The 25849-nt window shown below is 72.6% G+C and carries 21 protein-coding genes and 1 pseudogene; 19 read left to right on the top strand and 3 right to left on the bottom strand.

The window, feature by feature from the left end; all coding sequences use genetic code 11:
• The first annotated feature begins 94 nt into the window (after positions 1-94).
• Both smc and ACIRPP_RS28885 read left to right on the top strand, forming a co-directional pair.
• The gene (smc, locus tag ACIRPP_RS28890; RefSeq protein WP_403648736.1) at positions 95-3649 is read left to right on the top strand and encodes a chromosome segregation protein SMC; all 3555 of its coding nucleotides are present in this window, start codon (positions 95-97) and stop codon (positions 3647-3649) included.
• A gap of 205 nt (positions 3650-3854) precedes the next feature.
• Positions 3855-5273: a sugar porter family MFS transporter gene (locus tag ACIRPP_RS28885; RefSeq protein WP_403648734.1), complete on the top strand. Its 1419-nt coding sequence runs from the start codon at positions 3855-3857 to the stop codon at positions 5271-5273.
• Positions 5274-5414: 141 nt separating this feature from the next.
• On the opposite strand, the gene ACIRPP_RS28880 is transcribed toward ACIRPP_RS28885, so the two are convergent.
• Positions 5415-6386: an LLM class flavin-dependent oxidoreductase gene (locus ACIRPP_RS28880; RefSeq protein WP_403648731.1), complete on the bottom strand. Its 972-nt coding sequence runs from the start codon at positions 6384-6386 to the stop codon at positions 5415-5417.
• 164 nt (positions 6387-6550) lie between these two features.
• On the opposite strand from ACIRPP_RS28880, the gene ftsY reads away from it, so the two are divergent.
• Positions 6551-7750, top strand: coding sequence for a signal recognition particle-docking protein FtsY (ftsY, locus tag ACIRPP_RS28875; protein ID WP_403648829.1), 1200 nt, complete (start codon positions 6551-6553; stop codon positions 7748-7750).
• 116 nt (positions 7751-7866) lie between these two features.
• On the opposite strand, the gene ACIRPP_RS28870 is transcribed toward ftsY, so the two are convergent.
• A complete protein-coding gene (locus tag ACIRPP_RS28870; RefSeq protein WP_403648728.1) occupies positions 7867-8541 on the bottom strand; it encodes a bifunctional DNA primase/polymerase in 675 nt (224 codons plus the stop codon).
• Positions 8542-8988: 447 nt separating this feature from the next.
• Between ACIRPP_RS28870 and ACIRPP_RS28865 the strand changes: the two genes are divergently transcribed.
• From ACIRPP_RS28865 to ffh, 5 genes are all read left to right on the top strand, one after another.
• Complete coding sequence (locus tag ACIRPP_RS28865; protein ID WP_403648725.1) at positions 8989-10482, top strand: hypothetical protein; 1494 nt, start codon at positions 8989-8991, stop codon at positions 10480-10482.
• 316 nt (positions 10483-10798) lie between these two features.
• Positions 10799-12136 carry an ammonium transporter gene (locus tag ACIRPP_RS28860; RefSeq protein WP_403648722.1) on the top strand — a complete coding sequence of 446 codons (1338 nt, stop codon included), beginning with the start codon at positions 10799-10801 and terminating at the stop codon, positions 12134-12136.
• Positions 12133-12471: a P-II family nitrogen regulator gene (locus tag ACIRPP_RS28855; protein WP_403648720.1), complete on the top strand. Its 339-nt coding sequence runs from the start codon at positions 12133-12135 to the stop codon at positions 12469-12471. Before ACIRPP_RS28860 ends, ACIRPP_RS28855 begins: the two co-directional genes overlap by 4 nt.
• Positions 12472-12500: 29 nt before the next feature.
• Positions 12501-14942, top strand: coding sequence for a [protein-PII] uridylyltransferase (locus ACIRPP_RS28850; RefSeq protein ID WP_403648717.1), 2442 nt, complete (start codon positions 12501-12503; stop codon positions 14940-14942).
• Positions 14943-15162: 220 nt separating this feature from the next.
• A complete protein-coding gene (gene ffh, locus ACIRPP_RS28845) occupies positions 15163-16704 on the top strand; it encodes a signal recognition particle protein (RefSeq protein ID WP_403648714.1) in 1542 nt (513 codons plus the stop codon).
• An 89-nt stretch (positions 16705-16793) separates the two neighbouring features.
• Here the strand turns inward: ffh and ACIRPP_RS28840 are convergent, their stop codons facing one another.
• On the bottom strand, positions 16794-17648 hold the full coding sequence (locus ACIRPP_RS28840; RefSeq protein ID WP_403648711.1) for a methyltransferase domain-containing protein: 855 nt from the start codon (positions 17646-17648) through the stop codon (positions 16794-16796).
• 543 nt (positions 17649-18191) lie between these two features.
• Here ACIRPP_RS28840 and ACIRPP_RS28835 point away from each other — a divergent pair.
• From ACIRPP_RS28835 to ACIRPP_RS28785, 11 genes and pseudogenes are all read left to right on the top strand, one after another.
• The gene (locus tag ACIRPP_RS28835) at positions 18192-18791 is read left to right on the top strand and encodes a hypothetical protein (RefSeq protein WP_164334525.1); all 600 of its coding nucleotides are present in this window, start codon (positions 18192-18194) and stop codon (positions 18789-18791) included.
• A 268-nt stretch (positions 18792-19059) separates the two neighbouring features.
• Positions 19060-19488 (top strand): 30S ribosomal protein S16, encoded by a 429-nt coding sequence (gene rpsP / locus ACIRPP_RS28830; protein ID WP_164334524.1) that lies wholly within the window; start codon positions 19060-19062, stop codon positions 19486-19488.
• Between the two features lie 2 nt (positions 19489-19490).
• Positions 19491-19730, top strand: coding sequence for an RNA-binding protein (locus ACIRPP_RS28825; protein WP_055606155.1), 240 nt, complete (start codon positions 19491-19493; stop codon positions 19728-19730).
• Between the two features lie 82 nt (positions 19731-19812).
• The gene (gene rimM, locus ACIRPP_RS28820; protein WP_403648707.1) at positions 19813-20388 is read left to right on the top strand and encodes a ribosome maturation factor RimM; all 576 of its coding nucleotides are present in this window, start codon (positions 19813-19815) and stop codon (positions 20386-20388) included.
• Positions 20388-21221, top strand: a complete 834-nt coding sequence (trmD, locus tag ACIRPP_RS28815; protein ID WP_403648704.1) for a tRNA (guanosine(37)-N1)-methyltransferase TrmD — start codon at positions 20388-20390, stop codon at positions 21219-21221. Before rimM ends, trmD begins: the two co-directional genes overlap by 1 nt.
• A gap of 129 nt (positions 21222-21350) precedes the next feature.
• Positions 21351-21701 (top strand): 50S ribosomal protein L19, encoded by a 351-nt coding sequence (gene rplS / locus ACIRPP_RS28810; RefSeq protein ID WP_164334521.1) that lies wholly within the window; start codon positions 21351-21353, stop codon positions 21699-21701.
• Between the two features lie 45 nt (positions 21702-21746).
• Positions 21747-22484 (top strand): signal peptidase I, encoded by a 738-nt coding sequence (gene lepB, locus ACIRPP_RS28805; protein ID WP_403648700.1) that lies wholly within the window; start codon positions 21747-21749, stop codon positions 22482-22484.
• Positions 22477-23565: pseudogene (lepB, locus tag ACIRPP_RS28800) on the top strand (signal peptidase I); the annotation flags it as partial. The gene lepB (ACIRPP_RS28805) and the pseudogene lepB (ACIRPP_RS28800), both read left to right, overlap by 8 nt.
• Positions 23456-24436, top strand: coding sequence for a signal peptidase I (gene lepB, locus ACIRPP_RS28795; protein WP_403648698.1), 981 nt, complete (start codon positions 23456-23458; stop codon positions 24434-24436). The pseudogene lepB (ACIRPP_RS28800) and the gene lepB (ACIRPP_RS28795), both read left to right, overlap by 110 nt.
• A gap of 44 nt (positions 24437-24480) precedes the next feature.
• The gene (lepB, locus tag ACIRPP_RS28790; protein WP_403648695.1) at positions 24481-25290 is read left to right on the top strand and encodes a signal peptidase I; all 810 of its coding nucleotides are present in this window, start codon (positions 24481-24483) and stop codon (positions 25288-25290) included.
• A complete protein-coding gene (locus tag ACIRPP_RS28785) occupies positions 25280-25804 on the top strand; it encodes an NUDIX hydrolase (RefSeq protein ID WP_403648693.1) in 525 nt (174 codons plus the stop codon). Before lepB (ACIRPP_RS28790) ends, ACIRPP_RS28785 begins: the two co-directional genes overlap by 11 nt.
• The last annotated feature ends 45 nt before the right edge of the window (positions 25805-25849 follow it).

Here is a 25849-nt window from a genome sequence, read left to right as displayed (position 1 = left end):
TCACCGTCTTCAACGTCTGGTGTGCCCTTCCCGTTCACCGGCGAAACCGCGCGTTCATGGAGTGAGACCTCCCCGGCCGGTAAAGTCCGGCGGCGTGCACCTCAAGGCCCTGACCCTCCGCGGCTTCAAGTCGTTCGCCTCCGCGACCACGCTCCGGTTCGAACCGGGCATCACGTGTGTCGTCGGTCCGAACGGCTCGGGCAAGTCCAACGTGGTGGACGCGCTCAGCTGGGTCATGGGTGAACAGGGCGCCAAGTCGCTGCGCGGCGGCAAGATGGAGGACGTCATCTTCGCCGGCACCACCGGCCGCCCCCCGCTGGGCCGGGCCGAGGTGTCGCTGACCATCGACAACTCCGACGGGGCGCTGCCCATCGAGTACGCCGAGGTCACCATCACGCGGATCATGTTCCGCAACGGCGGCAGCGAGTACCAGATCAACGGCGACACCTGCCGGCTGCTCGACATCCAGGAACTGCTCTCCGACTCCGGCATCGGCCGCGAGATGCACGTCATCGTCGGCCAGGGCCAGCTCGACTCCGTGCTGCACGCCGACCCCATGGGCCGCCGCGCGTTCATCGAGGAGGCCGCCGGCGTCCTCAAGCACCGCAAGCGCAAGGAGAAGGCGCTGCGCAAGCTGGACGCGATGCAGGCCAACCTCGCGCGGGTGCAGGACCTCACCGACGAGCTCCGCCGCCAGCTCAAGCCGCTCGGCCGGCAGGCGGCCGTGGCCCGGCGGGCCGCCGTCATCCAGGCCGACCTGCGTGACGCCCGGCTGCGCCTGCTCGCCGACGACCTGGTGCGGCTGCGGGAGGCGCTCGCCGCCGAGATCGCCGACGAGGCCGCCCTCAAGGAACGCAAGGAGGCCGCCGAGCAGGCCCTGGGGAAGGCCCTGCGGCGGGAGGCCGAGCTGGAGGAGGAGGTACGCCGCCTCACCCCGCGCATGCAGACCGCCCAGCAGACCTGGTACGAGCTGTCCCGGCTCGCCGAGCGGGTGCGCGGCACGGTCTCCCTGGCCGACGCGCGGGTGCAGAGCGCCACCTCCGCCCCGCCGGAGGAACGCCGCGGCCGGGACCCGGAGGACCTGGAGCGCGAGGCGGCCCGCGTCCGCGAGCAGGAGGCCGAACTGGAAGCCGCCCTGGAGGCGGCCGAACGCGCGCTGGAGGACACCGTCGCCCACCGCGCCGAACTGGAGCGCGAACTCGCCGAGGAGGAGCGGCGCCTGAAGGACGTCGCCCGGGCCATCGCCGACCGCCGGGAGGGCCTGGCCCGGCTCAAGGGGCAGGTCGGCGCTGCCCGGTCCCGGGCCGCCGCGGCCCAGGCCGAGATCGAACGGCTGGCGGCCGCCCGTGACGAGGCCCAGGAGCGGGCCGTCGCCGCCCAGGAGGAGTACGAGGCCCTCCAGGCCGAGGTGGACGGCCTCGACGTGGACGACGCCGAACTGGCCGAGCGGCACGAGACGGCCCGGCAGCAGCTCGCGGAGGCCGAGGCCGGGCTCACCGGCGCCCGGGAGGCGGCCACCGCCGCCGAACGCGCGCGGGCCGCGACCCAGGCCCGGCACGACGCCCTCGCGCTCGGCCTGCGCCGCAAGGACGGCACCGGCGCCCTGCTCGCCGCACGCGACCGCCTCACCGGCCTCCTCGGCCCCGCCGCCGGGCTGCTCACCGTGACCCCCGGTCACGAGGCCGCCCTCGCCGCAGCGTTCGGCGCCGCCGCCGACGCGCTCGCCGTGAGCACCCCCACGGCCGCCGCCGACGCCCTGCGCCTGCTGCGCAAGCAGGACGCCGGCCGTGCCGCGCTGCTGGTCACCGGCGCCCCCGACGACGTCCCGGGCGAACCGCCCGTCGAGGGGCGGCCGTACGCCGCCGACCTGGTGCGCGGCCCGGCCGAGCTGATGCCCGCCGTGCGCCGGCTGCTGCGCGGGATCGTCGTCGTCGGCACCCTGGAGGACGCCGAGCAGCTGGTGTACGCCCGGCCCGGCCTGACCGCCGTGACCGCCGAGGGCGATCTGCTCGGCGCGCACTTCGCGCAGGGCGGGTCGGCCGGGGCCCCCAGCCTGCTGGAGGTGCAGGCCTCGGTGGACGAGGCGGCCGCCGAACTGGCCGAACTGGCCGTGCGCTGCGAGGAGCTGGCCCGGGAACAGACGGCGGCCGAGGCGCGACGCCGGGAGTGCGCCGCGCGGGTGGAGGAACTGGGGGAGCGGCGGCGGGCCGCCGACCGGGAGAAGTCCGCGGTCGCCCAGCGGCTCGGCCGGCTCGCCGGGCAGGCACGCGGCGCCGCCGGGGAGGCCGAGCGGGCCGCCGCCGCGGCGGCCCGGGCCCAGGACGCCCACGAGAGCGCGCTCGCCGAGGTGGAGGAACTCGCCGAACGGCTCGCCGTGGCCGAGGAGATGCCGTTCGAGGAGGAGCCCGACACCGCCGTGCGCGACCGGCTCGCCGCCGACGGCGCCAACGCCCGGCAGACCGAGATGGAGGCCCGCCTCCAGGTCCGTACCCACGAGGAGCGGGTCAAGGGGCTGGCCGGGCGGGCCGACTCGCTGGACCGGGCGGCGCGCGCCGAACGCGAGGCACGCGCCCGGGCCGAGCAGCACCGGGCCCGGCTGCGCCACGAGGCCGCCGTCGCCGGGGCCGTCGCCGCGGGCGCCCGGCAGCTGCTCTCGCACGTCGAGGTGTCGCTCGCGCGGGCCGACGCGGAGCGGGTTGCCGCCGAGGCCGCCAAGGCCCACCGCGAGCAGGAACTGGCCCGGGCGCGGACCGAGGGGCGCGATCTCAAGGCGGAACTCGACAAGTTGACGGATTCGGTTCACCGCGGCGAGGTACTCGGCGCCGAGAAGCGGCTGCGCGTGGAGCAGTTGGAGACCAAGGCGCTGGAGGAGCTGGGTGTCGAACCGGAGGGGCTGGTGGCGGAGTACGGTCCGCACCAGCTGGTGCCGCCCGCGCCCCCCGCCGAGGGCGAGCAGCTGCCGGAGGACCCGGAGCACCCGCGCAACAGGCCCCGCCCCTTCGTCCGGGCCGAGCAGGAGAAGCGCCTGAAGTCCGCCGAGCGTGCCTATCAGCAGCTCGGCAAGGTGAACCCGCTCGCCCTGGAGGAGTTCGCGGCGCTGGAGGAGCGCCATCAGTTCCTCAGCGAGCAGCTGGAGGACCTGAAGAAGACGCGCGCGGACCTGCTGCAGGTCGTCAAGGAGGTCGACGAACGCGTCGAACAGGTCTTCACGGAGGCGTACCGGGACACCGCCAGGGAGTTCGAGGGCGTCTTCGCGCGCCTGTTCCCGGGCGGCGAGGGACGGCTGGTGCTGACCGACCCCGACAACATGCTCACGACGGGCGTGGACGTCGAGGCGCGTCCGCCCGGCAAGAAGGTCAAGCGGCTGTCGCTGCTCTCGGGCGGTGAGCGGTCCCTGACCGCCGTGGCGCTGCTCGTGTCGATCTTCAAGGCGCGCCCCAGCCCGTTCTACGTCATGGACGAGGTCGAGGCCGCGCTCGACGACACCAACCTCCAGCGGCTGATCCGGATCATGCAGGAGCTGCAGGAGGCGTCGCAGCTGATCGTGATCACGCACCAGAAGCGGACCATGGAGGTCGCCGACGCGCTGTACGGCGTGTCCATGCAGGGCGACGGCGTGTCCAAGGTCATCAGTCAGCGTCTGCGCTGAACCGTCACATCAGCTTCAAACCCTGAACGCATCAGATCCTTCTGCGCTCCGTGCGGTCTAAAAAGTCACATGACATGGACTCTTGACTTCAAGAATTGAAGACATAGTCTCTGCGATGTTGTTCTTACCTTCAGGTACCTTCAGGTGAACCTCGAAGGGCCGACCCCCCCGTCCGGCGATGCTGCCGGTGGCCCGAGGAGTACACGTGACCAGCTCGACGCAGGCACACCCACCAGGAGCCGCAACGGCTCACCCCGACCATCTCGGGCACGTCGTCTTCATCGCGGCGTCGGCCGCGATGGGCGGTTTCCTCTTCGGTTACGACAGCTCCGTGATCAACGGCGCCGTCGAGGCCATCCGTGACCGCTACGACATCGGCTCGGCCGCCCTCGCGCAGGTCATCGCCGTCGCCCTGATCGGCTGCGCCATCGGCGCCGCGACCGCCGGCCGCATAGCCGACCGCATCGGCCGCATCCGGTGCATGCAGATCGCCGCGGTCCTGTTCACCGTGAGCGCCATCGGCTCCGCGCTGCCCTTCTCGCTGTACGACCTCGCCTTCTGGCGCGTCGTCGGCGGCATCGCCATCGGCATGGCCTCCGTGATCGGCCCCGCCTACATCGCCGAGGTCGCCCCGCCCGCCTACCGCGGCCGGCTCGGCTCCTTCCAGCAGGCCGCGATCGTCGTCGGCATCGCCGTGTCACAGCTGGTCAACTGGGGCATCCTGAACGCCGCCGACGGCGACCAGCGCGGCAAGCTGCTGGGCCTGGAGGCCTGGCAGGTCATGCTCGGCGTCATGGTCGTCCCGGCCGTCCTCTACGGCCTGCTCTCCTTCGCCATCCCCGAGTCCCCCCGCTACCTGATCTCCGTCGGCAAGCACGAGCGCGCCCGGAAGATCCTCGAAGAGGTCGAGGGCTCGAACGTCGATCTGGACGCCCGCGTCGGCGAGATCCGGGCCGCGATGCACCGGGAGGAGAAGACCAGCTTCAAGGACCTCCTCGGCGGCAGCTTCTTCTTCAAGCCGATCGTCTGGGTCGGTATCGGCCTGTCGGTCTTCCAGCAGTTCGTCGGCATCAACGTCGCCTTCTACTACTCGGCCACGCTGTGGCAGTCGGTCGGCGTCGACCCCACGGACTCGTTCTTCTACTCCTTCACCACGTCGATCATCAACATCGTCGGCACCGTCATCGCGATGATCTTCGTCGACCGGATCGGCCGCAGGCCGCTGGCCGTCATCGGCTCCGTCGGCATGGTGATCGGCCTCGGACTGGAGGCCTGGGCCTTCTCCTTCGACCTCGTCGACGGCAAGCTGCCCGCCACCCAGGGCTGGGTCGCCCTGATCGCCGCCCACGTCTTCGTCCTCTTCTTCGCCCTGTCCTGGGGTGTGGTCGTCTGGGTCATGCTCGGCGAGATGTTCCCCAACCGGATCCGCGCCGCCGCCCTGGGCGTGGCCGCCGCCGCGCAGTGGATCGCCAACTGGGCCATCACCGCCAGCTTCCCGTCGCTGGCCGACTGGAACCTGTCGACGACCTACGTGATCTACACCCTCTTCGCCGCCCTCTCCATCCCCTTCGTCCTGAAGTTCGTCAAGGAGACGAAGGGCAAGGCGCTGGAGGAGATGGGCTGACCCCGGCGGCCGGCCCCGCGGCCGGCGCCCCACGAACGGGGGAAGGGCTCACTCCCCGCTGCCCCTCCCCCTCCCCCCACCGCCGCCCCGCCCCGGACCCCCGGGCCGGGGCGGCGTCACGTCCGGCGACGGCCAGGACGGTCAGGCGTCCAGCCGGGGCAGGACCCGCTCCGCGAACAACTGCAGGCTGCGCCACCCCTCGTCCACCGGCATCCCGCCCACCAGCGGGTGCAGCACGTACGTGTCACGCCCCAGGGCCGCGCAGGCGTCCGGGGTCAGGATCCGGTACACGCCCTCCGCGCGCAGTTCCTCCACCGTGGCGGCCGCCGACCGCACCGCCGAGCGGACCCCGGCCGGCTGCCAGGAAGCGTAGGTGCGCGCCTCGTGCAGGAAGTGGTCCCCGTACAGCGCCCAGGACCGGTCCGGGTCCTCCGCCACGTGCAGCAGCGAGGTCTCGGCGGCGGGCATCATCACCCAGCCCGAGGTGCCGTACTCCGCGAGCCGCTCCTTGTAGTACGCCTCCAGCTCCGGCAGGTGCGCGCTGGGAAAGAACGGCAGCCCGAGCCGGGCGGCCCGGCGGGCGGCGGCCCGGGACGACCCGCCCACCAGGAGCGGCGGGTGCGGCTCGGTCGAGGGGCGCGGAGTGATCCGCACCGTGCGGCCCCGATGGGTGAACTCCTCACCCGTCCACGCCTTCAGCAGGGTCTCCAGCAGCTCGTCCTGGAGTGCGCCGCGCCGGGCGAAATCGACTCCGAACAGCTCGTACTCCTCCGGGCGGTACCCGATCCCGGCGACCGTGACCAGCCGGCCCCCGCCGATCAGGTCCAGCACCGCGATCTCCTCGGCCAGCCGCAGCGGGTCGTGCAGCGGGCCGATCATGGCGGAGACGGTGACCGCGATCCGCCGGGTGGCGCCGAGGACGGCACCGGCGAAGACGAACGGCGACGGCAGCCAGTTGTCGACCGCCCCGTGGTGCTCCTCCGTCTGCACGGTGGTGATCCCCCGGTCGTCCGCATAGGCGGCCATCTCCAGGGCGGCCCGGTAGCGCGCGCCGAGCTCGGCGGGGGAGGCGCCGGGAGCGACCAGGTTGAAACGTACGACCGTGACGGGCATGGCTGGGTCCCCTTCGCCGTGTCCACCGTCCGCCGGGCGGCTCTGGGACGGACGGTAGCTGACGGGCAGTCAGCCGGCCAGGCTGCGTGAGCCCCCGGCACGGCCGGTCCGGGCGGCCCGCGGTCGGGGCGGCGGGGGATGCCATGGCTGATACTGGACGGGTTATGGACATCGTCATCCTTGCTGTAGTCATCGCCGTGGTCGTGCTCGGCGCGATCGGCGGGCTCATCGTCGGCAGCCGCCGCAAGAAGCCGCTGCCCCCGCCGCCGCCCGCCGCGCCCGACATCACCGCCCCTCCGGCCGAGCCGCACGTCGGCGACGAGGCCGAGACGCCGCGGGAGGAACCGCGGCGCACCATCGAGGAGGTTGATCTTCCGGACGGCTCGGCCGTCGTCATCGAGGAGCCGCCGGCCGCGGAGGCTCCCGCCATCGAGATCCCGGCCCCCACCGAGGGCCGCCTGATCCGCCTGCGGGCCCGTCTCTCCCGCTCGCAGAACGCCCTCGGCAAGGGCCTGCTCTCCCTGCTGTCCCGCGAGCACCTCGACGAGGACACCTGGGAGGAGATCGAGGACACCCTGCTCACCGCCGACGTCGGCGTGCAGCCCACCCAGGAGCTCGTCGAGCGGCTGCGCGAGCGCGTGAAGGTCCTCGGCACCCGCACCCCCGAGGAACTGCGCGGTCTGCTCCGCGAGGAGCTGATCACGCTGGTCGGCCCCGACATGGACCGCACCGTGCACACCGGCAACGAGACCGGCGGCCCCGGTGTCGTGATGGTCGTCGGGGTCAACGGCACCGGCAAGACCACCACCACCGGCAAGCTGGCCCGCGTGCTGGTCGCCGACGGCAACACCGTCGTGCTGGGCGCGGCCGACACCTTCCGCGCCGCCGCCGCCGACCAGCTCCAGACCTGGGGCGAGCGGGTCGGGGCCCACATCGTGCGCGGCCCCGAGGGCGGCGACCCGGCCTCCGTCGCGTTCGACGCGGTCAAGGAGGGCAAGGAGATGGCCGCCGACGCGGTGCTCATCGACACCGCCGGCCGCCTGCACACCAAGACCGGCCTCATGGACGAGCTCGGCAAGGTCAAGCGCGTCGTGGAGAAGCAGGCCCCGCTGGACGAGGTGCTGCTCGTGCTGGACGCCACCACGGGCCAGAACGGCCTGGTCCAGGCGCGTGTCTTCGCCGAGGTCGTCGACATCACCGGCATCGTCCTCACCAAGCTGGACGGCACCGCCAAGGGCGGCATCGTCGTCGCGGTCCAGCGCGAGCTGGGCGTCCCGGTCAAGCTGATCGGGCTCGGCGAGGGCGCGGACGACCTGGCCCCGTTCGAACCGGCGGCATTCGTGGACGCTCTCCTCGGGGAGTGACCCCCGGCCGCCACCCGCACGCGAAGAAGCGCCCGCCTCCCGGACAGCCCGGGGACGGGCGCTTCGCCGTACCGGCACCGGCGGAGGGGGAGCGGGGCGCCGCGTACGCCGCCCGGTCACGCCCCCTGCGCGCGCGAACGGTGGGCCACGTAGGCCAGCGTGCCGAGGATCAGGCGGGCCTGGGGCGGCCGGGTGGCGGAGTCCAGGGCGGGGGAGCGCAGCCAGCGGACCGGGCCCAGGCCGGCCCGGTCGAACGGCGGGGCCGTGATGTGCGTACCGGGACCGAGGCCCCGCAGGTCCAGCGTGGCCGGGTCGTCCCAGCCCATGCGGTAGAGCAGCCGGGGCAGTGCCGCGGCGGCGCCCGGGGCCACGAGGAACTGGGCGCGTCCGTCCGGGGTGGCGGTGACCGGTCCCACGGGCAGGCCCATGCGCTCCAGGCGGGCCAGCGCGTGCCGGCCGGCGGGCTCGGCCACCTCCAGCACGTCGAAGGCGTTGCCGACCGGGAGCATCGCCGACGCCCCGGGGAACCCGGCCCAGGTCTCGGTCACCTCGTCCAGCGGCGCTCCCGCGGGGATGCGCGGGGCGAAGTCCAGCGGGTGCGCGCCCGGCATCCGGCAGTCCGGCCGCCCGCAGGAACAGGCGCCGGCTGCGGCCCGGGCGCCCGGCAGGACGTCCCAGCCCCACAGGCCGGTGTACTCCGCCACGGTGGTGGCGTCCGACGCGCGGCCGCGGCGACGCGAGCCGGACCGGATGTCGCGGATGCCCCGGCTGATACCGATCGTGAAGCCCATGCCCCCTCCAACGGGTCCGACAAGCCGGTGGTTACGCAGCGGACGCGAGATGTGACGCTCTGTATTCCGACTTCCCCGTGCCGCTCGGCCCACTCGGCGTCCGGCAGCGCCAAGGGTGGTACGCATGGCCGTGTGCGCCCCTGCGCGCGCTGACGCCTCCGCTCTTGGCTGTCCAGTGTCAAGTCAATCGCGAGATGGCAACCATGAGTTCATTCGAAGGGGTGGCGAATGGTGGCGATTGCGCATACGCCATGGCTGGACGGGTGATCGTGAGATTACGGTGTGTGCACAACCTCTCGGGGCACATGCACTCATGGGTATGCCGGAGGCAACTCGGCTTTCCGTTCGAAGAGTGGCAACCGCCGGACGGGCGGCCCTGGCAAGCGGCATTCTGATAAGGCTTGGCGCACTCAGCGACAAGTGGTCTTCAGGGATGGGGGCGTTCCAGTGAGCGGCAACGGCGACGGCGGTGCGAGCGCGGCGAGTCCGGAGAAACGTCCGAACGAACTGCTCTCCTCGTGGTTCGTCCGCAGCGGCTGGTCCAAGGGCGAGCTGGCCCGTCAGGTCAACCGCAGAGCCCGCCAGCTGGGCGCCGGCCACATCTCGACCGACACCTCGCGCGTGCGCCGCTGGCTCGACGGCGAGAACCCCCGCGAGCCCATCCCCAGGATCCTCTCCGAGCTGTTCTCCGAGCGCTTCGGCGTCGTCGTCTCCGTCGAGGACCTGGGCCTGCGCGCCACCCGGCCGTCACCCTCCGCCGCCGGCGTCGACCTGCCCTGGACGGGCCCGCAGACCGTGGCCCTGCTCAGCGAGTTCTCGCGCAGCGACCTGATGCTGGCGCGGCGCGGCTTCCTCGGGAGCTCGCTGGCCCTCTCCGCGGGCCCGTCCCTCATCGAGCCGATGCAGCGCTGGCTCGTCCCCACCCCGGCGGCCCCGCAGTCCCGCCCGGAGTCCGAGTCCGCCTCCTCGGGCCGCGGCCGGGGCCGGCTGTCCAAGCCGGAGCTGGACCTGCTGGAGGCCACCACCGTGATGTTCCGGCAGTGGGACGCCCAGTGCGGCGGCGGCCTGCGCCGCAAGGCCGTCGTCGGACAGCTGCACGAGGTCACGGACCTGCTCCAGGAACCCCAGCCCGAGTCCACCACCCGGCGCCTGTTCAAGGTGGCCGCCGAGCTCGCCGAGCTGGCCGGCTGGATGTCGTACGACGTGGGGCTCCAGCCCACCGCGCAGAAGTGCTTCGTCCTCGCCCTGCACGCCGCCAAGGAGGCCGGCGACCGTCCCCTCGGCTCCTACATCCTCTCCAGCATGAGCCGCCAGATGATCCACCTCGGCCGCCCCGACGACGCCCTGGAACTCATCCACCTCGCCCAGTACGGCAGCCGGGACTGCGCCGGTCCGCGCACCCAGTCGATGCTGTATGCGATGGAGGCCCGCGCCTACGCCAACATGGGCCAGCCCGGCCGGTGCAAGCGGGCGGTCCGCATGGCCGAGGACACCTTCGCCGAGGCCGCCGAGTGGGACGAGCCGGACCCCGGCTGGATCAGCTTCTTCTCCGAGGCCGAGCTGTACGGGGAGAACTCCCACTCCTTCCGCGACCTCGCCTACGTCGCGGGCCGCAGCCCCACCTACGCCTCCCTCGCCGAACCGCTGATGGAGCGCGCCGTCGAACTCTTCGCCCGGGAGAGCGGCGAGCACCAGCGCTCCTACGCCCTCAACCTGATCGGCATGGCCACCGTCCACCTCCTCCAGCGCGAACCCGAGCAGGGCGCGGCCCTGGCCATCGACGCCATCAGGGCGGCCAAGAAGGTCCGTTCGGAGCGCGTGAACACTCGTATCCGAAAGACGGTCGACACCGCCGTCCGCGACTTCGGCGACCTCGCCGCCGTCGTCGACCTCACCGAGCGGCTCTCCGTCGAGCTGCCGGAGACCGCCGAGGCGGTCTGACCCGCGGCGGAACCGCAGACCCCGGCCGCGGCCGGCCCTCCCGAACTGCCCGACTCGGCTCCCCCATGCCAGTCATTTCGGAGGCCGGCCGCGGCCGGCCCCGTTCCCCCGCACCTGCCGCGGCCCGCGCCGGACAGCGGGGCACACCGCTGTTCACCGACGCGTAACACGCCGGAGGTCTTCGTCACGGCGGCGAAACAACGAGGGGCGCCCACCGAAACGGTGCTGCGCGAATCTCATGGCCCATAAAGGCCCACCCCTCAATCCGCTCAAGGCTTCGCCCGCACGGGGCCGTACCAACGACGAGGAGACGCCGATGGCACCAGCCATCACCCTGGCCGCAGACGCGCCCGCGCTGTCCGCCGCCAACACAGGGTTCATGCTCATCTGTTCCGCCCTGGTGATGCTCATGACGCCGGGCCTGGCCTTCTTCTACGGAGGCATGGTCCGGGTCAAGAGCACCCTGAACATGCTGATGATGAGCTTCATCAGCCTCGGCATCGTCACCGTCCTGTGGGTGCTGTACGGCTTCTCCATGGCGTTCGGCACCGACTCCGGCAGCCTCATCGGCTGGAACTCCGACTGGGTCGGCCTCAGCGACATCGGCCTCACCGAACTGTGGGACGGCACCACCATCCCGCTCTTCGTGTTCCTCGTCTTCCAGATGATGTTCGCCATCCTCACGCCCGCCCTGATCAGCGGCGCCCTCGCCGACCGCGTGAAGTTCACCGCCTGGGGCCTGTTCGTCGCCCTGTGGGTCACCGTCGTCTACTTCCCGGTCGCCCACTGGGTCTGGGGCTCCGGCGGCTGGGCCTTCGAGCTCGGCGTCATCGACTTCGCCGGCGGCACGGCCGTCCACATCAACGCCGGCGCCGCCGCGCTCGGCGTGATCCTCGTCATCGGCCGCCGCATCGGCTTCAAGAAGGACCCGATGCGCCCGCACAGCCTCCCGCTGGTCATGCTCGGCGCCGCCCTGCTGTGGTTCGGCTGGTTCGGCTTCAACTCCGGCTCGTGGCTCGGCAACGACGACGGCGTCGGCGCGCTGATGTTCGTCAACACCCAGGTCGCCACCGGCGCCGCCGTCCTCGGCTGGCTGGCCTACGAGAAGATCCGCCACGGCGCCTTCACCACCCTGGGCGCCGCCTCCGGCGCCGTCTCCGGCCTGGTCGCCATCACCCCCGCCGGCGGCGCGGTCTCCCCGCTCGGCGCCATCGCGGTCGGCCTCGTCGCCGGTGTCCTGTGCGCCATGGCCGTCGGCCTGAAGTACCGGTTCAACTACGACGACTCCCTCGACGTCGTCGGCGTCCACCTCGTCGGCGGCATCATCGGCTCCCTGCTCGTCGGCTTCTTCGCCACCGGCAAGGGCCAGTCCGACGTGGCCGGCCTCTTCTACGGCGGCGGCCTCGACCAGTTCTGGAAGCAGTGCGCCGGTGTCTTCGGCGTCCTCGCCTACTCCCTGATCGCCTCCGCGGTCCTCGCCCTCCTCCTCGACAGGACCATCGGCATGCGCGTCCCCGAGGACGACGAGGTCGCCGGCATCGACCAGGCCGAACACGCCGAGACCGCCTACGACTTCAGCGGCACCGGCGGCGGCTCCCGCACCGCCGCCGCCCCCGCCCCCGCACCGGCCGAGAGCAAGAAGGTGGACGCATGAAGCTCATCATCGCCGTCGTGAAGCCGCACCGGCTCGACGAGATCAAGGAAGCCCTCCAGGCCTTCGGAGTACAGGGTCTGACCGTCACCGAGGCCAGCGGATACGGCCGCCAGCGCGGCCACACCGAGGTCTACCGCGGTGCCGAGTACACCGTCGATCTCGTGCCCAAGATCCGCATCGAGGTGCTGGTCGAGGACGACGACGCCGAACAGCTCATCGAAGTGATCGTCAAGGCCGCCCGCACCGGCAAGATCGGTGACGGCAAGGTCTGGTCCCTCCCGGTCGACACGGCCGTACGGGTCCGGACCGGCGAGCGCGGACCGGACGCGCTCTGACGACACGGCAACGGAACAGGAGCCGCCGGGTGACGGGTACGGACACGCACGACACGGACATCGCGGGACCCGGCGGCTACGCGGCGGCCCGGCTGCGCCTCCTCACCGAGGAGGCGCGGCCCGGGCCGCACCGCCGCACCGCCCTGGCGGAGCTGACCGACACCTGGCTCACCGGGCTGTTCACGGCGGGCACCGAACACACCCGGGGCGTCTCCCTGGTCGCCGTCGGCGGCTACGGGCGCGGCGAGCTCTCCCCGCGCAGCGACCTCGACCTGCTCCTCCTGCACGACGGCAGCGACCCCAAGGCCGTCGCCGCGCTCGCCGACCGCCTCTGGTACCCCGTCTGGGACCTCGGCCTGGCCCTCGACCACTCCGTGCGCACCCCCGCCGAGGCCCGGGGGACCGCCGCCGACGACCTCAAGGTCCAGCTCGGCCTGCTCGACGCCCGGCACCTCGCCGGCGACCTCGGCCTCACCACCGCCCTGCGCACCACCGTGCTCGCCGACTGGCGCAACCAGGCCCCCCGGCGCCTGACCGCCCTGAAGGACCTGTGCGACGAGCGCGCCGGACGGCAGGGCGAACTCTGCTACCTGCTGGAACCCGACCTCAAGGAGGCCCGCGGCGGCCTGCGGGACGCCACCGCCCTGCGCGCCGTCGCCGCCTCCTGGCTCGCCGACGCCCCGCGCGAGGGCCTCGCCGACGCCCGCCGCCGCCTTCTCGACGTACGCGACGCCCTGCACCTGACCACCGGCCGCGCGACGGACCGGCTCGCCCTCCAGGAACAGGACCAGGTCGCGGCCGCCCTCGGCCTCCTCGACGCCGACGCCCTCCTGCGGCAGGTCTACGAGGCCGCCCGCGTCATCGCCTACGCCGGCGACGTCACCTGGCGCGAGGTGGGACGCGTCCTGCGCTCCCGCTCCGCCCGGCCCCGGCTGCGCTCCCTCCTCGGCGGCAGGCAGACCGCCGAACGCACCCCCCTCGCCGAGGGAGTCGTCGAACAAGACGGCGAAGTGGTCCTCGCCCGCACCGCCCGCCCCGAACGAGACCCCGTGCTCCCGCTGCGCGCCGCCGCCGCCGCGGCCCAGGCCGGCCTCCCGCTCTCCCTGTACGCCGTACGACGCCTCGCGGCCACCACCCGCCCGCTGCCCGCCCCCTGGCCCGCCGAGGCCCGCGAACAGCTCGTCACCCTGCTGGGTTCCGGGCGCCCCGCCGTCGACGTCTGGGAGGCCCTGGAGGCGGAGGGCCTGATCAGCCGGCTGCTGCCCGACTGGGAGCGCGTGCGCTGCCGCCCGCAGCGCAACGCCGTGCACCTGTGGACCGTCGACCGGCACCTCATCGAGACCGCCGTGCGCGCCTCCGCCCTCACCCGGCGCGTGCACCGCCCCGACCTGCTGCTCGTCGCAGCCCTGCTGCATGACATCGGCAAGGGCTGGCCCGGCGACCACTCGGTGGCCGGCGAGGTCATCGCCCGGGACGTGGCCGCCCGCATCGGCTTCGACGTCCACGACGTCGACGTGATCGCCACCCTGGTGCGCCACCACCTGCTCCTCGTCGATACGGCCACCCGGCGCGACCTGGACGACCCGGCCACCGTCCGCGCGGTCGCCGACGCCGTCGGAACGCCCGGCACCCTGGAACTGCTGCACGCCCTCACCGAGGCCGACGCCCTCGCCACCGGACCCGCCGCCTGGTCGGCCTGGCGTGCCTCCCTCGTCACCGGCCTGGTGCACCGCGTCTCGTCGGTCCTCGCCGGAGCACCCCCCTCCGCCCCCGAGGAGGCGGCCCCCACCGCCGAACAGGAACGGCTCGCCGTCGAGGCGGCCGCCACCGGCGGCCCGGTGCTCGCCCTGCGGACCCGGACCGAGCAGCCCTCCGCCGCCGAGGACGCAGCCGGCCCCGAGCCGCTGGGCGTCGAACTCCTCGTCGCCGTGCCCGACCAGCCGGGCGTCCTGCCCGCCGTCGCCGGGGTGCTCGCCCTGCACCGGCTGACCGTCCGCACCGCCGGGCTGCGCGCGGCCGGCCTCCCCGACGGCGTCGACGGCAGCGTGCTGCTCCTGGACTGGCGGGTCGCCGCCGAGTACGGCTCCCTGCCCCAGGCCGCCCGGCTGCGCGCGGACCTGGTGCGGGCCCTGGACGGCGGCCTCGACGTCGCGAGCCGCCTCACCGAACGCGACGCCGCGTATCCGAGACGCCGCGGCGTGGTCGCGCCCCCGCCTCGTGTGACGGTCGCCCCGGCCGCCTCCCGGCACGCCACGGTGATCGAGGTCCGCGCGCAGGACGCGCCGGGGCTGCTGTTCCGCATCGGGCGGGCGCTCGAGGACGCGGGGGTACGGGTGCGCAGCGCCCACGTCTCCACGCTCGGCGCGAACGCCGTGGACGCCTTCTACGTCACCGGCCCGGACGGCACACGCCTCCCCGCCGAGGAGGCGGTGGCGGTGGCGGGGAAAGTGGAGGAAACGTTGGAGGCGTGACCTCGTGGACGCTCCGTGCGTTGATGGGGCGTGCTGCCCGCCGAAGCGGGGATGGTCCGATCGTGAACGACGAGCTCATCACGATCCTCGGTTGCTCCCCGCTGACGCGGGGGTCCGCCCCTGTCCACTCGCTGCAGTGGGCGGGGGCGATTTACTTGCCGGGCCGGATACTCTGGAGGGCAGCCCAGTTCCGCCCCCGACTTCGAGGACCGACGCCACCGTGTTCGATACCCTCTCCGACCGCCTCAGCGCGACTTTCAAAAACCTCCGCGGCAAAGGCAGGTTGTCCGAGGCCGACATCGACGCCACGGCGCGGGAGATCCGTATCGCGCTCCTCGAGGCCGACGTGGCCCTGCCGGTCGTCCGATCGTTCATCAAGAACGTCAAGGACAGGGCCTTGGGCGCCGAGGTCTCCAAGGCACTGAACCCGGCGCAACAGGTTCTCAAGATCGTCAATGACGAACTTGTTCACGTGCTCGGCGGCGAGACCCGCCGCCTCCGCTTCGCCAAGCAGCCCCCCACCGTGATCATGCTGGCCGGTCTGCAGGGTGCCGGTAAGACCACCCTCGCGGGCAAGCTGGGCAAGTGGCTCAAGGACCAGGGGCACTCCCCGGTCCTGGTCGCCGCCGACCTCCAGCGCCCCAACGCCGTCAACCAGCTCAGCGTCGTCGCCGAGCGCGCGGGCGTCGCCGTCTACGCGCCCGAGCCGGGCAACGGCGTGGGCGACCCGGTGAAGGTCGCCAAGAACTCCATCGAGTTCGCGAAGACCAAGGTCCACGACATCGTCATCGTCGACACCGCCGGCCGCCTGGGCATCGACCAGGAGATGATGCAGCAGGCCGCGGACATCCGCGACGCGGTCTCGCCCGACGAGATCCTCTTCGTCGTCGACGCCATGATCGGCCAGGACGCCGTCAACACCGCCGAGGCGTTCCGCGACGGCGTCGGCTTCGACGGCGTGGTGCTGTCCAAGCTGGACGGTGACGCGCGCGGTGGTGCGGCCCTGTCGATCCGCCAGGTCACCGGCAAGCCGATCATGTTCGCCTCGAACGGCGAGAAGCTGGACGACTTCGACGCCTTCCACCCGGACCGGATGGCTTCCCGCATCCTCGACATGGGTGACCTGCTCACCCTGATCGAGCAGGCGGAGAAGACGTTCAGCCAGGAAGAGGCCGAGAAAATGGCCTCCAAGCTGGCGTCCAAGAAGGGCCAGGACTTCACCCTGGACGACTTCCTGGCCCAGATGGAGCAGGTCCGCAAGATGGGCTCGATCTCCAAGCTGCTCGGCATGCTGCCGGGCATGGGCCAGATGAAGGACCAGATCAACAACCTCGACGAGCGCGACGTCGACCGCACCGCCGCCATCATCAAGTCGATGACCCCGGCCGAGCGCCAGGAGCCGACGATCATCAACGGCTCGCGCCGCGCCCGGATCGCCAAGGGCTCCGGTGTCGAGGTCAGCGCGGTGAAGAACCTGGTCGAGCGGTTCTTCGAGGCCCGCAAGATGATGTCCCGCATGGCGCAGGGCGGCGGCATGCCGGGGATGCCGGGCATGGGGGGCGGTCCCGGCCGGCAGAAGAAGAAGCAGAAGCAGGCGAAGGGCAAGCAGCGCTCCGGCAACCCGATGAAGCGCAAGCAGCAGGAGCAGGAGGAGGCCGCCCGCCGCGCGGCCGCGGCCGAGGGCGGCAACGCCTTCGGGCTGCCGCAGCAGGGCGGCAAGGACTTCGAGCTGCCCGAGGAGTTCAAGAAGTTCATGGGCTGAACGGGCGTACGGGCCGCGCGGCCCCACGTCCGCCGAGGGCGCCCCTCCACGGGAGGCGGCGCCCTTCGCGCGTTCAGGGGTGCGGGCGATCAGGGGGTGCGGGCGATCAGGTACCGGAAGACGTTCGGCATCCACACGGTGCCGTCGGGGCGCTGGTACGGGTGCAGCGCCTCGGCCAGTTCCTTGGTGACCTGCACCTGGTCCGTGGCCTTGATCGCCGGGTCGAACAGGCCGGTCGACAGCAGGCCCCGCAGGGCGCTGTCCGGGTCGGCGTAGCCGAACGGGCAGGCCACCCGCCCGGAGCCGTCGGGCCGCAGCCCCGCCCGGGCGGCCACCTCCTCCAAGTCGTCGCGGTGCGTGGGGCGCCAGGTTCCGGTGCTGCACAGCGGCTGGGCCGCTCCGGTGGCGGTGCGGAGCACGGAGAGCGTGGCGCACCGTTCCGGCGGACCCCACCCCGCCAGCACCACGGCGGCGCCGCGTCCGGCGAGCGGTACGGCCTCGGCGAGCAGGCCGGCCAGGGCGTCCGCGTCCCCGGCCAGGCAGCCGATCGGCTCGAAGGCGGTCACCACGGTGTACGGGTGCCGGGGAGCGGGGGCGGCGTCGGCCGGGTGCCCGCGCACGATGCGGGGCTCCGAGCGCCCGCGTGGGTCCCGGTCCTCCGGCAGCAGCCGCTCGCGCGCGAGGCGCAGCAGGTCGGAGCCGGTGTCGACGCCGGTCACGGCGGCTCCGCGCGAGGCGGCCATCAGCAGCGCGAGTCCGGAACCGCAGCCGAGGCCGAGCAGCCGGGTCGCCGGCCCCACGTCGAGCCGTTCGTGGACGGCCTCGTAGAGCGGGACGAGCATCCGCTCCTGGATCTCGGACCAGTCACGCGCGCGTGCATGCAGGTCCACGCGGGGGGCGGCCCCCGCCTGAGGCAGGTGCTGCCGCACGAGCGTAGGTGTCATAGGTAAGCGCCCCAATCAGCCGAGAGTTGCCGCTGTGCCCGTTTCCTTGGCCCCCGTGCAGTGCGCTCGCACTCCCCCCGTATGCCAGGTAACTCCGCCCTCGACCCGGCGTCCAGTGGAAGGGGACGGCGGCTTGGTAGTTGCTCGTGCCAGTGGCAAGAATTCACCTGGCGGCAACACGGGGCGCTCCCGGGCCGGGTCCGCGGGGGTGCGGGGCGGCGGCGTGGGGCGGCCGCGGACCCGGTAACGTCACGGTCGTACCGCTCGCCCTCCCCGGCCTCCCGGGGCATGTTCCGGCGCGAGTACGGCCGAAATGCCTCTTGCGCTTCCGCGATCCCTGGCATGATCGGCGCACGCGGCCCGCCCGTGCGCGGGGCCGTACGTCAGCCTACGTACCGGCTTGAGGCGAGCTGCGAGGCTTTCTCCGCAGATCAGCGCACCCGCCCTCGTCAGGACGCATCAGTGCGAACTGACGGGTACGTGCAAAATATTTGGGATGGCCCGGAATCGGAACACACAGCCACCCCGGCTCGTTGTCATTACGTGAGCACGACACAGACACCACCTGTACTCGCCGCAGAGCTGGCGCAGGCGTGGGCCGACATTCAGCGGCACCACCCCGAGCTGCCGGATCTTGCCGCGCCCGAGTCCCTGATCGGGGAGTCGTCGTCCGCGTGCGGTCACGAGCTCTCCTTCGAGCGACTGCTGCACGAGGCAGTCCATGGCGTCGCCGCCGCGCGCGGCGTACGCGACACGTCCCGAGCGGGCCGCTACCACAACCGCAGGTTCCTCGCGATCGCCGAGGAACTGGGCCTGGACCATCCCGAGGAGCCGCATCCCAGCAGCGGCTTCTCACTGGTCACGCTCACCCCGGAGGCGAAGCGCCGCTACCGTCCGACCATCGAACGCCTCCAGCGCGCGCTGAAGGCCCACACCGCCGCCACCGCGGGGGACACCGCGCGCAGCTTCCGCGGTCCCGCCGCCCGGCACGGATCCTCCGGAGGAGGTGTTCGCGTCAAGGCGGTGTGCGACTGCGGCCGCAACGTCCGCGTCGTCCCGTCGGTGCTGGCCCAGGCCCCTATCGTCTGCGGCGGCTGCGGCAAGCCGTTCCGCATTCCGGAGGTCGTGGCAGCGGCAGGCTGACCCCGCCCGGCATCTCGTGGGTGCCGGGGGGTCAGGTGCCGGCGCGTCGAGGCGCTCCGCGCTCGCGGAGCGCCTCGACGTCGTGCCCGCCCGCACCCGCTGTCCGCGACCACCCCGCGGGTGTGGCAGAATGGCCTGCTGTACTCGACAGTCGCACAGGACCCCTCTCTCCTCCGGCTGACGCGTCCATCGGGCACTCGGGTACCGCAACCCCACGCGGCTTCACTCGCCGTGCCCAACCACGTCAAATTCAGGAGATTCCACTCCCGTGGCAGTCAAGATCAAGCTGAAGCGTCTGGGCAAGATCCGTTCGCCTCACTACCGCATCGTCGTCGCCGACGCCCGTACCCGCCGTGACGGCCGGGCCATCGAGGAGATCGGCAAGTACCACCCGACGTACAACCCGTCGGTGATGGAGGTCGACAGCGAGCGCGTGGCGTACTGGCTCGGTGTCGGCGCCCAGCCGACGGAGGCCGTCCGCGCCATCCTGCAGAAGACCGGCGACTGGCAGAAGTTCAAGGGCGAGCCCGCCCCGGCGCCGCTCCTCCAGCCGGAGGAGAAGGCCGCCCGTCCGTCCTTCGAGGCGATCGGTGGCGACGACGACGCCAAGGGTGAGGCCATCACCCAGAAGAAGAAGGCGGACAAGAAGGACGAGGCCGCGGCCGACTCCTCCGCGTCCGAGCCGACCGAGGCCTGAGCATGCTCGAGGAGGCTCTCGAGCACCTCGTGAAGGGCATCGTCGACCACCCTGACGATGTGCAGGTCGCCTCGCGCAACCTGCGCCGCGGACGCGTGCTCGAGGTCCGGGTGCACCCGGACGACCTCGGCAAGGTGATCGGCCGCAACGGCCGCACCGCACGCGCTCTGCGCACCGTCGTGGGCGCCATCGGCGGCCGCGGTGTCCGTGTCGACCTCGTCGACGTGGACCACGTCCGCTGACGCTTATCGCAACCGGCTCGGGCCGGGGAGGGCCACTCGGCCGTCCCCGGCCCGAAGTCGTCCCGACAGGAGATCAAGCACCGTGCAGCTGGTAGTCGCACGCATCGGCCGCGCCCACGGCATCAAGGGCGAGGTCACCGTCGAGGTCCGCACCGACGAGCCGGAGCTCCGGCTCGGCCCCGGTGCCGTCCTGGCCACCGACCCGCCCTCGACCGGGCCGCTGACCATCGAGACCGGCCGGGTCCACAGCGGACGCCTGCTGCTGCGCTTCGAGGGCGTGCGCGACCGCACCGCCGCCGAAGCACTCCGCAACACCCTCCTCATCGCCGACGTCGACCCGGACGAACGCCCCGAGGACGAGGACGAGTACTACGACCACCAGCTGATCGACCTCGACGTGGTGACCGTGGACGGCACCGAGGTCGGCCGGATCACCGAGATCTCCCACCTGCCCTCCCAGGACCTCTTCGTCGTGGAGCGTCCCGACGGCAGCGAGGTCTACGTGCCGTTCGTCGAGGAGATCGTCACCGACATCGACCTGGGAGAACAGCGCGCGGTCATCGACCCGCCGCCGGGTCTGATCGACGACCGCGCCGAGATCGCCTCCGCCCGCGACGACGCCGACGGGACCCGCGACGACGCCGGGGACGACGCCTGATGCGGCTCGACGTCGTCACGATCTTCCCCGAGTACCTCGAACCGCTGAACGTCTCCCTGGTCGGCAAGGCCCGCGCGCGCGGCCGGCTGGACGTCCGGGTGCACGACCTGCGCGCCTGGACCCACGACCGGCACCACACCGTCGACGACACCCCGTACGGCGGCGGTCCCGGCATGGTGATGAAACCCGAGCCGTGGGGCGAGGCCCTGGACACCGTCCTGGCGGACGGGTACGAGAGCGGCGCCCGGGAACCGGCCCTCATCGTGCCCACCCCCAGCGGCCGCCCGTTCACCCAGGAACTCGCCGTCCGCCTCTCCGAGCGCCCCTGGCTGATCTTCACCCCGGCCCGCTACGAGGGCATCGACCGCCGGGTCGTCGACGAGTACGCCACCCGCATGCCCGTGTACGAGGTGTCCATCGGGGACTACGTCCTGGCCGGCGGCGAGGCGGCCGTCCTGGTCGTCACCGAGGCCGTCGCGCGGCTCCTGCCCGGCGTGCTCGGGAACGCCGAGTCCCACCGCGACGACTCCTTCGCCCCCGGCGCCATGGCCGGCCTCCTGGAGGGTCCCGTGCACACCAAGCCGCCGCACTGGCGCGGCCGGGGCATCCCCGACGTGCTGCTCAGCGGCCACCACGGCAGGATCGCCCGCTGGCGCCGCGACGAGGCGCTCAAGCGCACCACCGCCCACAGGCCCGACCTCATCGAGCGCAGCGCCCCCACGGCGTTCGACAAGAAGGACCGCGAGATGCTGTCCGTCCTGGGCTGGGAACCGGACCCCGCGGGCGAGCCGTACGGCCGATTTTGGCGCAGGACCGGCGGCGTGGAAGAATAGGCCGCTGTTGTGCGCCGACCGGCGTGCGCCCCTGCCGCAGGGGGACACGACGCCCGCCCGCGCCGCACATCCCCGATCCGACCTTCTTGCCGTTGATGACCTGCGGCATCAGCGAAGAAAGCAGACGAAATGTCTCACCTGCTCGACTCCGTCGACTCCGCGTCGCTGCGCAGCGACGTCCCGGCCTTCCGCCCCGGCGACACCGTCAACGTCCACGTCCGCGTCATCGAGGGCAGCCGCTCCCGTGTGCAGCAGTTCAAGGGCGTGGTGATCCGCCGCCAGGGTGCCGGCGTCCGCGAGACCTTCACGGTCCGCAAGGTCTCCTTCTCCGTCGGCGTCGAGCGCACCTTCCCGGTGCACACCCCGATCGTGGAGAAGATCGAGCTCGTCACCAAGGGTGACGTCCGCCGCGCCAAGCTGTACTACCTGCGCGAACTGCGCGGCAAGGCCGCGAAGATCAGGGAGAAGCGCGAGAGCTGAGCGCTTTTCCGGGGTCACGCCGGGGCCGGATAGCATCTGGCCCCGATGGACACCGAAGCACAGCAGACGGAGCGCGACCGCTCCTCCCGCCCGGACACGACCGAGGACACCTCGGGGACACCGGGCCCGGAGGGCCGGTCGCGTTCCGCGTTGGGGCGGGGCGTCGCCTGGCTTCCCGGCGGATGGGTCACCCTGACCCTGACGCTCTGCCTGGTCTTCCTGCTGGCGCTCAGCACGTTCGTGGTGCGGCCCTTCCAGATCCCCAGCGGCTCGATGGAGCCGGAATTGAGGATCGGGGACCGTGTTCTCGTAAACAAGTTGGCATACCGTTTCGGAGCCGCGCCGCAGCGCGGCGACGTGGTGGTGTTCGACGGAGCCGGACATTTCGGCGACGGCGACTTCATCAAGCGCGTCGTCGGGGTGGGCGGGGACCGCGTGGTCTGCTGCGACGAGGAGGGGAGGATCCGGGTGAACGGCCGGTCGGTCGACGAGTCGGGTTTCCTGTTCCCCGGTGACGACGCGTCCACGGTGCCCTTCGACGTCGTGGTGCCCGAGGGCCGCCTGTTCGTCCTCGGCGACCACCGCAGCGCCTCCAGCGACTCGCGCGACCGCCTCGGCTCGCCCGGCGGCGGCATGATCCCCGCCGGTGACCTGATCGGCCGGGCCGACGGCATCGCCTGGCCGTTCGGCAGAGCGGGGCGGCTGCACCGCCCCGACGCGTACGCGCGCGTCCCCGCCCCGGCGGCGGACCCGGCGCACACCGGGGGAGGCGCCCATGGGTAACCGCGGCAAACCCCGCGGCGTACCGGCCAGTGCCGCGGAGAACCTGCTGCCCACCGGCTTCCGCCGCACCGCCAGGAGCGACGGGCGCACCCGGGCCGAGCGGCGCCGGCTCCAGCGCAAGGTCAAGCGGCGCCGCCGCCGCAGCGCGGTCAAGGAGATCCCGCTGCTGATCGGCGTCGCCGTCCTGATAGCGCTGGTCCTCAAGACGTTCCTGGTCCAGGCGTTCGTCATCCCGTCCGGCTCCATGGAGCAGACGATCCGCATCGGCGACCGGGTCCTGGTCGACAAGCTCACCCCCTGGTTCGGTTCCGAGCCGCAGCGGGGGGACGTCGTGGTGTTCAAGGACCCCGGCGGCTGGCTCCAGGACGAGCAGACCGTGCCCAAGAAGGACGACCCGGTCGGCATCAAGCAGATCAAGGAAGGGCTCACCTTCATCGGACTGCTGCCGTCCGAGAACGACAAGGACCTCATCAAGCGGGTCGTCGGGGTCGGCGGCGACCGGGTCCAGTGCTGCGACCGCCAGGGCCGGGTCAGCGTCAACGGCGTCCCCCTGGAGGAGAACGACTACCTGTACCCCGGTAACCGCCCGTCGACGATCCCCTTCGACATCACCGTCCCCGAGGGGCGGCTGTGGGTGATGGGGGACCACCGCTCCAACTCCGCCGACTCCCGTTCGCACCAGGACACCGACTACGGCGGCACCGTCTCCGAGGACGAGGTCGTCGGGCGGGCCATGGTCATCGCCTGGCCGCTCGGGCACTGGAGCACACTGGAGGAGCCGAAAACCTACGCATCCGTGTCGGATTCGGCGCCCGGGTCGACGGCAGGCCCCCCGCCGTCGCATAGGGTTGCCCCCGACGATCCGAACGCGATGATGCAACTCCCGATCCCTGCGGAACTCCCGCTCGTTATGGGAGTGGTGGGCCTGCTCCGGCACCGGGGCCGGCGGCGGCAGAGAGTAAGGAGTTGGCGTGGGGGATGCGGCGGTTGGCGCACGGTCCGGGCACGAGGGCGAGGAGCACCGCGGACGCCCTGTGGGAGCGGCCTACCCGGCGGCGGGCGACTCCGTGACCTCCGGGAATCACTCCCCGGCGGGCGGCGGAGACGGTCCCGGGGACCTGCCCCCCACGGCACGAGGAGGCGGGGACGGCGGCGCGCCCCAGGCGAAGAAGCCGCGTTCCTTCTGGAAGGAACTGCCGATCCTGATCGGTATCGCGCTGGTCCTGGCGCTGCTGATCAAGACGTTCCTGGTACAGGCGTTCTCGATCCCGTCCGACTCGATGCAGAACACCCTCCAGCAGGGTGACCGGGTTCTGGTCGACAAGCTCACCCCCTGGTTCGGTTCCGAGCCCGAGCGTGGCGAGGTGGTCGTCTTCCACGACCCCGACAACTGGCTGGCGGGTGAGCCCACGCCGCAGCCCAACGCGCTGCAGCAGATGCTCAGCTGGATCGGCCTGATGCCGTCCGCCGAGGAGAAGGACCTGATCAAGCGGGTCGTCGGCGTCGGCGGCGACACGGTCGAGTGCAAGGGCACCGGCCCGCTGAAGGTCAACGGCAAGGCGCTCAACGAGCCGTACGTGTACCCCGGCAACACCCCGTGCAGCCAGGACGACCAGGGCGGCCAGTTCAAGGTGAAGGTGCCCGAGGGCCACATCTGGGTCATGGGCGACCACCGGCAGAACTCCCGCGACTCGCGGTACAACCGGGCCGACAAGAACGACGGCATGGTCCCCGTGAAGGAGGTCGTGGGCCGGGCCGTCGTCATCGCCTGGCCGGTCAACCGCTGGGACAACCTCCCGGTCCCGGCCACCTACGACCAGCCAGGACTGAACGCGGCCGGATCCGCGGCGGACGCCGCCCTGGCGGTCGCTCCCCAGGGCCTGGCGCTCGTCGGCGCGGTGCCGCTGGTGCTGTGGCGCCGTCGCCGCGAGGCCGGCGCCCAGGGCCGCTGAGGAGGGGCTGACCCGGTCCGGTACCGCCGGGTAGGGTGCCGCCCATGAGTGGACGGAGCACGACGCACCACGCCCCGGGCGGCAACGGCAGCGACCGGGGCCCCGCGGCGGCCGGCAGGACCGGGCGGCGCCTGTCGGGGCTGGCCGTGGCCCTGGGGATGGTGCTGTTCCTCGGCGGCTTCGTCTGGGGAGCGATCGTCTACCGCCCCTACACCGTGCCCACCACCTCCATGGCCCCGACCATCGGTGCCGGCGACCGCGTGCTGGCGCAGCGGGTCGACGACGCGGACGTGCGCCGCGGCGACGTCGTCGTCTTCCGCGACGAGAACTGGGCCGACGTGCCGATCATCAAGCGGGTCGTCGCCGTCGGCGGGGACACCGTCTCCTGCTGCGACAACGGCAGGCTGAAGGTCAACGGCAAGGAGATCGACGAACCGTACCTGCCGCGGGACGCGGTGGCCGAGCTCAGCACCTTCCCCGCGGTGACCGTGCCCGAGGGGCGGCTGTTCCTGCTCGGTGACGAGCGGTCCGGCTCGGTGGACTCCACCGCCCACCTCACCGACGCCGCCAACGGCACCGTCGCGCGCAGCGCGGTCCAGGCCCGGGTCGACGCCGTGGTGTGGCCGATGGACGGCATGCTGCCGGCCCCCACCGGCTTCCGCGAGCTCGGCACCCTGTCCTCGCCCGGCCCGCTGCCGGCCGTGGTGGCGATGATCGCCGGCGGCGCGGTGCTGGTGCTCGCCGGTGCCGCATACGGCCCGCTCGCCCAGCGGGCCGCCGCGTCGCGGGCCCGGGCGGCGACGCCCGCCGGGTCGGCGGACCGGCCGGGAGCGGGGGCGTCCGGTGGCCGCTGAGACCGCTCCGGCGGCCGGGGAGCCCCAGGAGGCCGGACTGCGCCGCGTCGCCCGCGTGGTCCTGCTCGACCCGCAGGACCGCATCCTGCTGCTGCACGGCCACGAGCCGGACGACCCCTGTGACGACTGGTGGTTCACGCCCGGCGGTGGCGTGGAGGGCACGGAGACCCGCGAGGAGGCCGCCCTGCGGGAACTCGCCGAGGAGACCGGCATCACCGACGTGGAACTCGGCCCCGTGCTCTGGCGGCGGCGGTGCTCCTTCCCCTTCGCCGGCCGCCGCTGGGACCAGGACGAGTGGTACTTCCTGGCGCGGACCGAGCAGACGGTCGGCGCCGCGACGGCACTGACCGAGCTGGAGCGGCGCAGTGTCGCCGGTGCGCGTTGGTGGACGTGCCCGGAACTGGCACGGGCGCATGAGACGGTGTATCCGACCAGACTCGCCGAGCTGCTGCGCAGGCTGCTCGACGAAGGTCCCCCGGCCGGACCCGAGACCCTGGACACCGAAATCGTCTGAGGGCTCCGTGACTGGCGCACAATGGGGGGATCGCACGCTGAAGGG

Origin of the sequence: Streptomyces sp. NPDC101219 (assembly GCF_044767675.1) — a bacterium.
GTDB lineage: Bacteria > Actinomycetota > Actinomycetes > Streptomycetales > Streptomycetaceae > Streptomyces.
The sequence above is the reverse complement of the archived record's forward strand: the minus strand, read 5'-3'. Positions and strand labels throughout refer to the sequence as shown.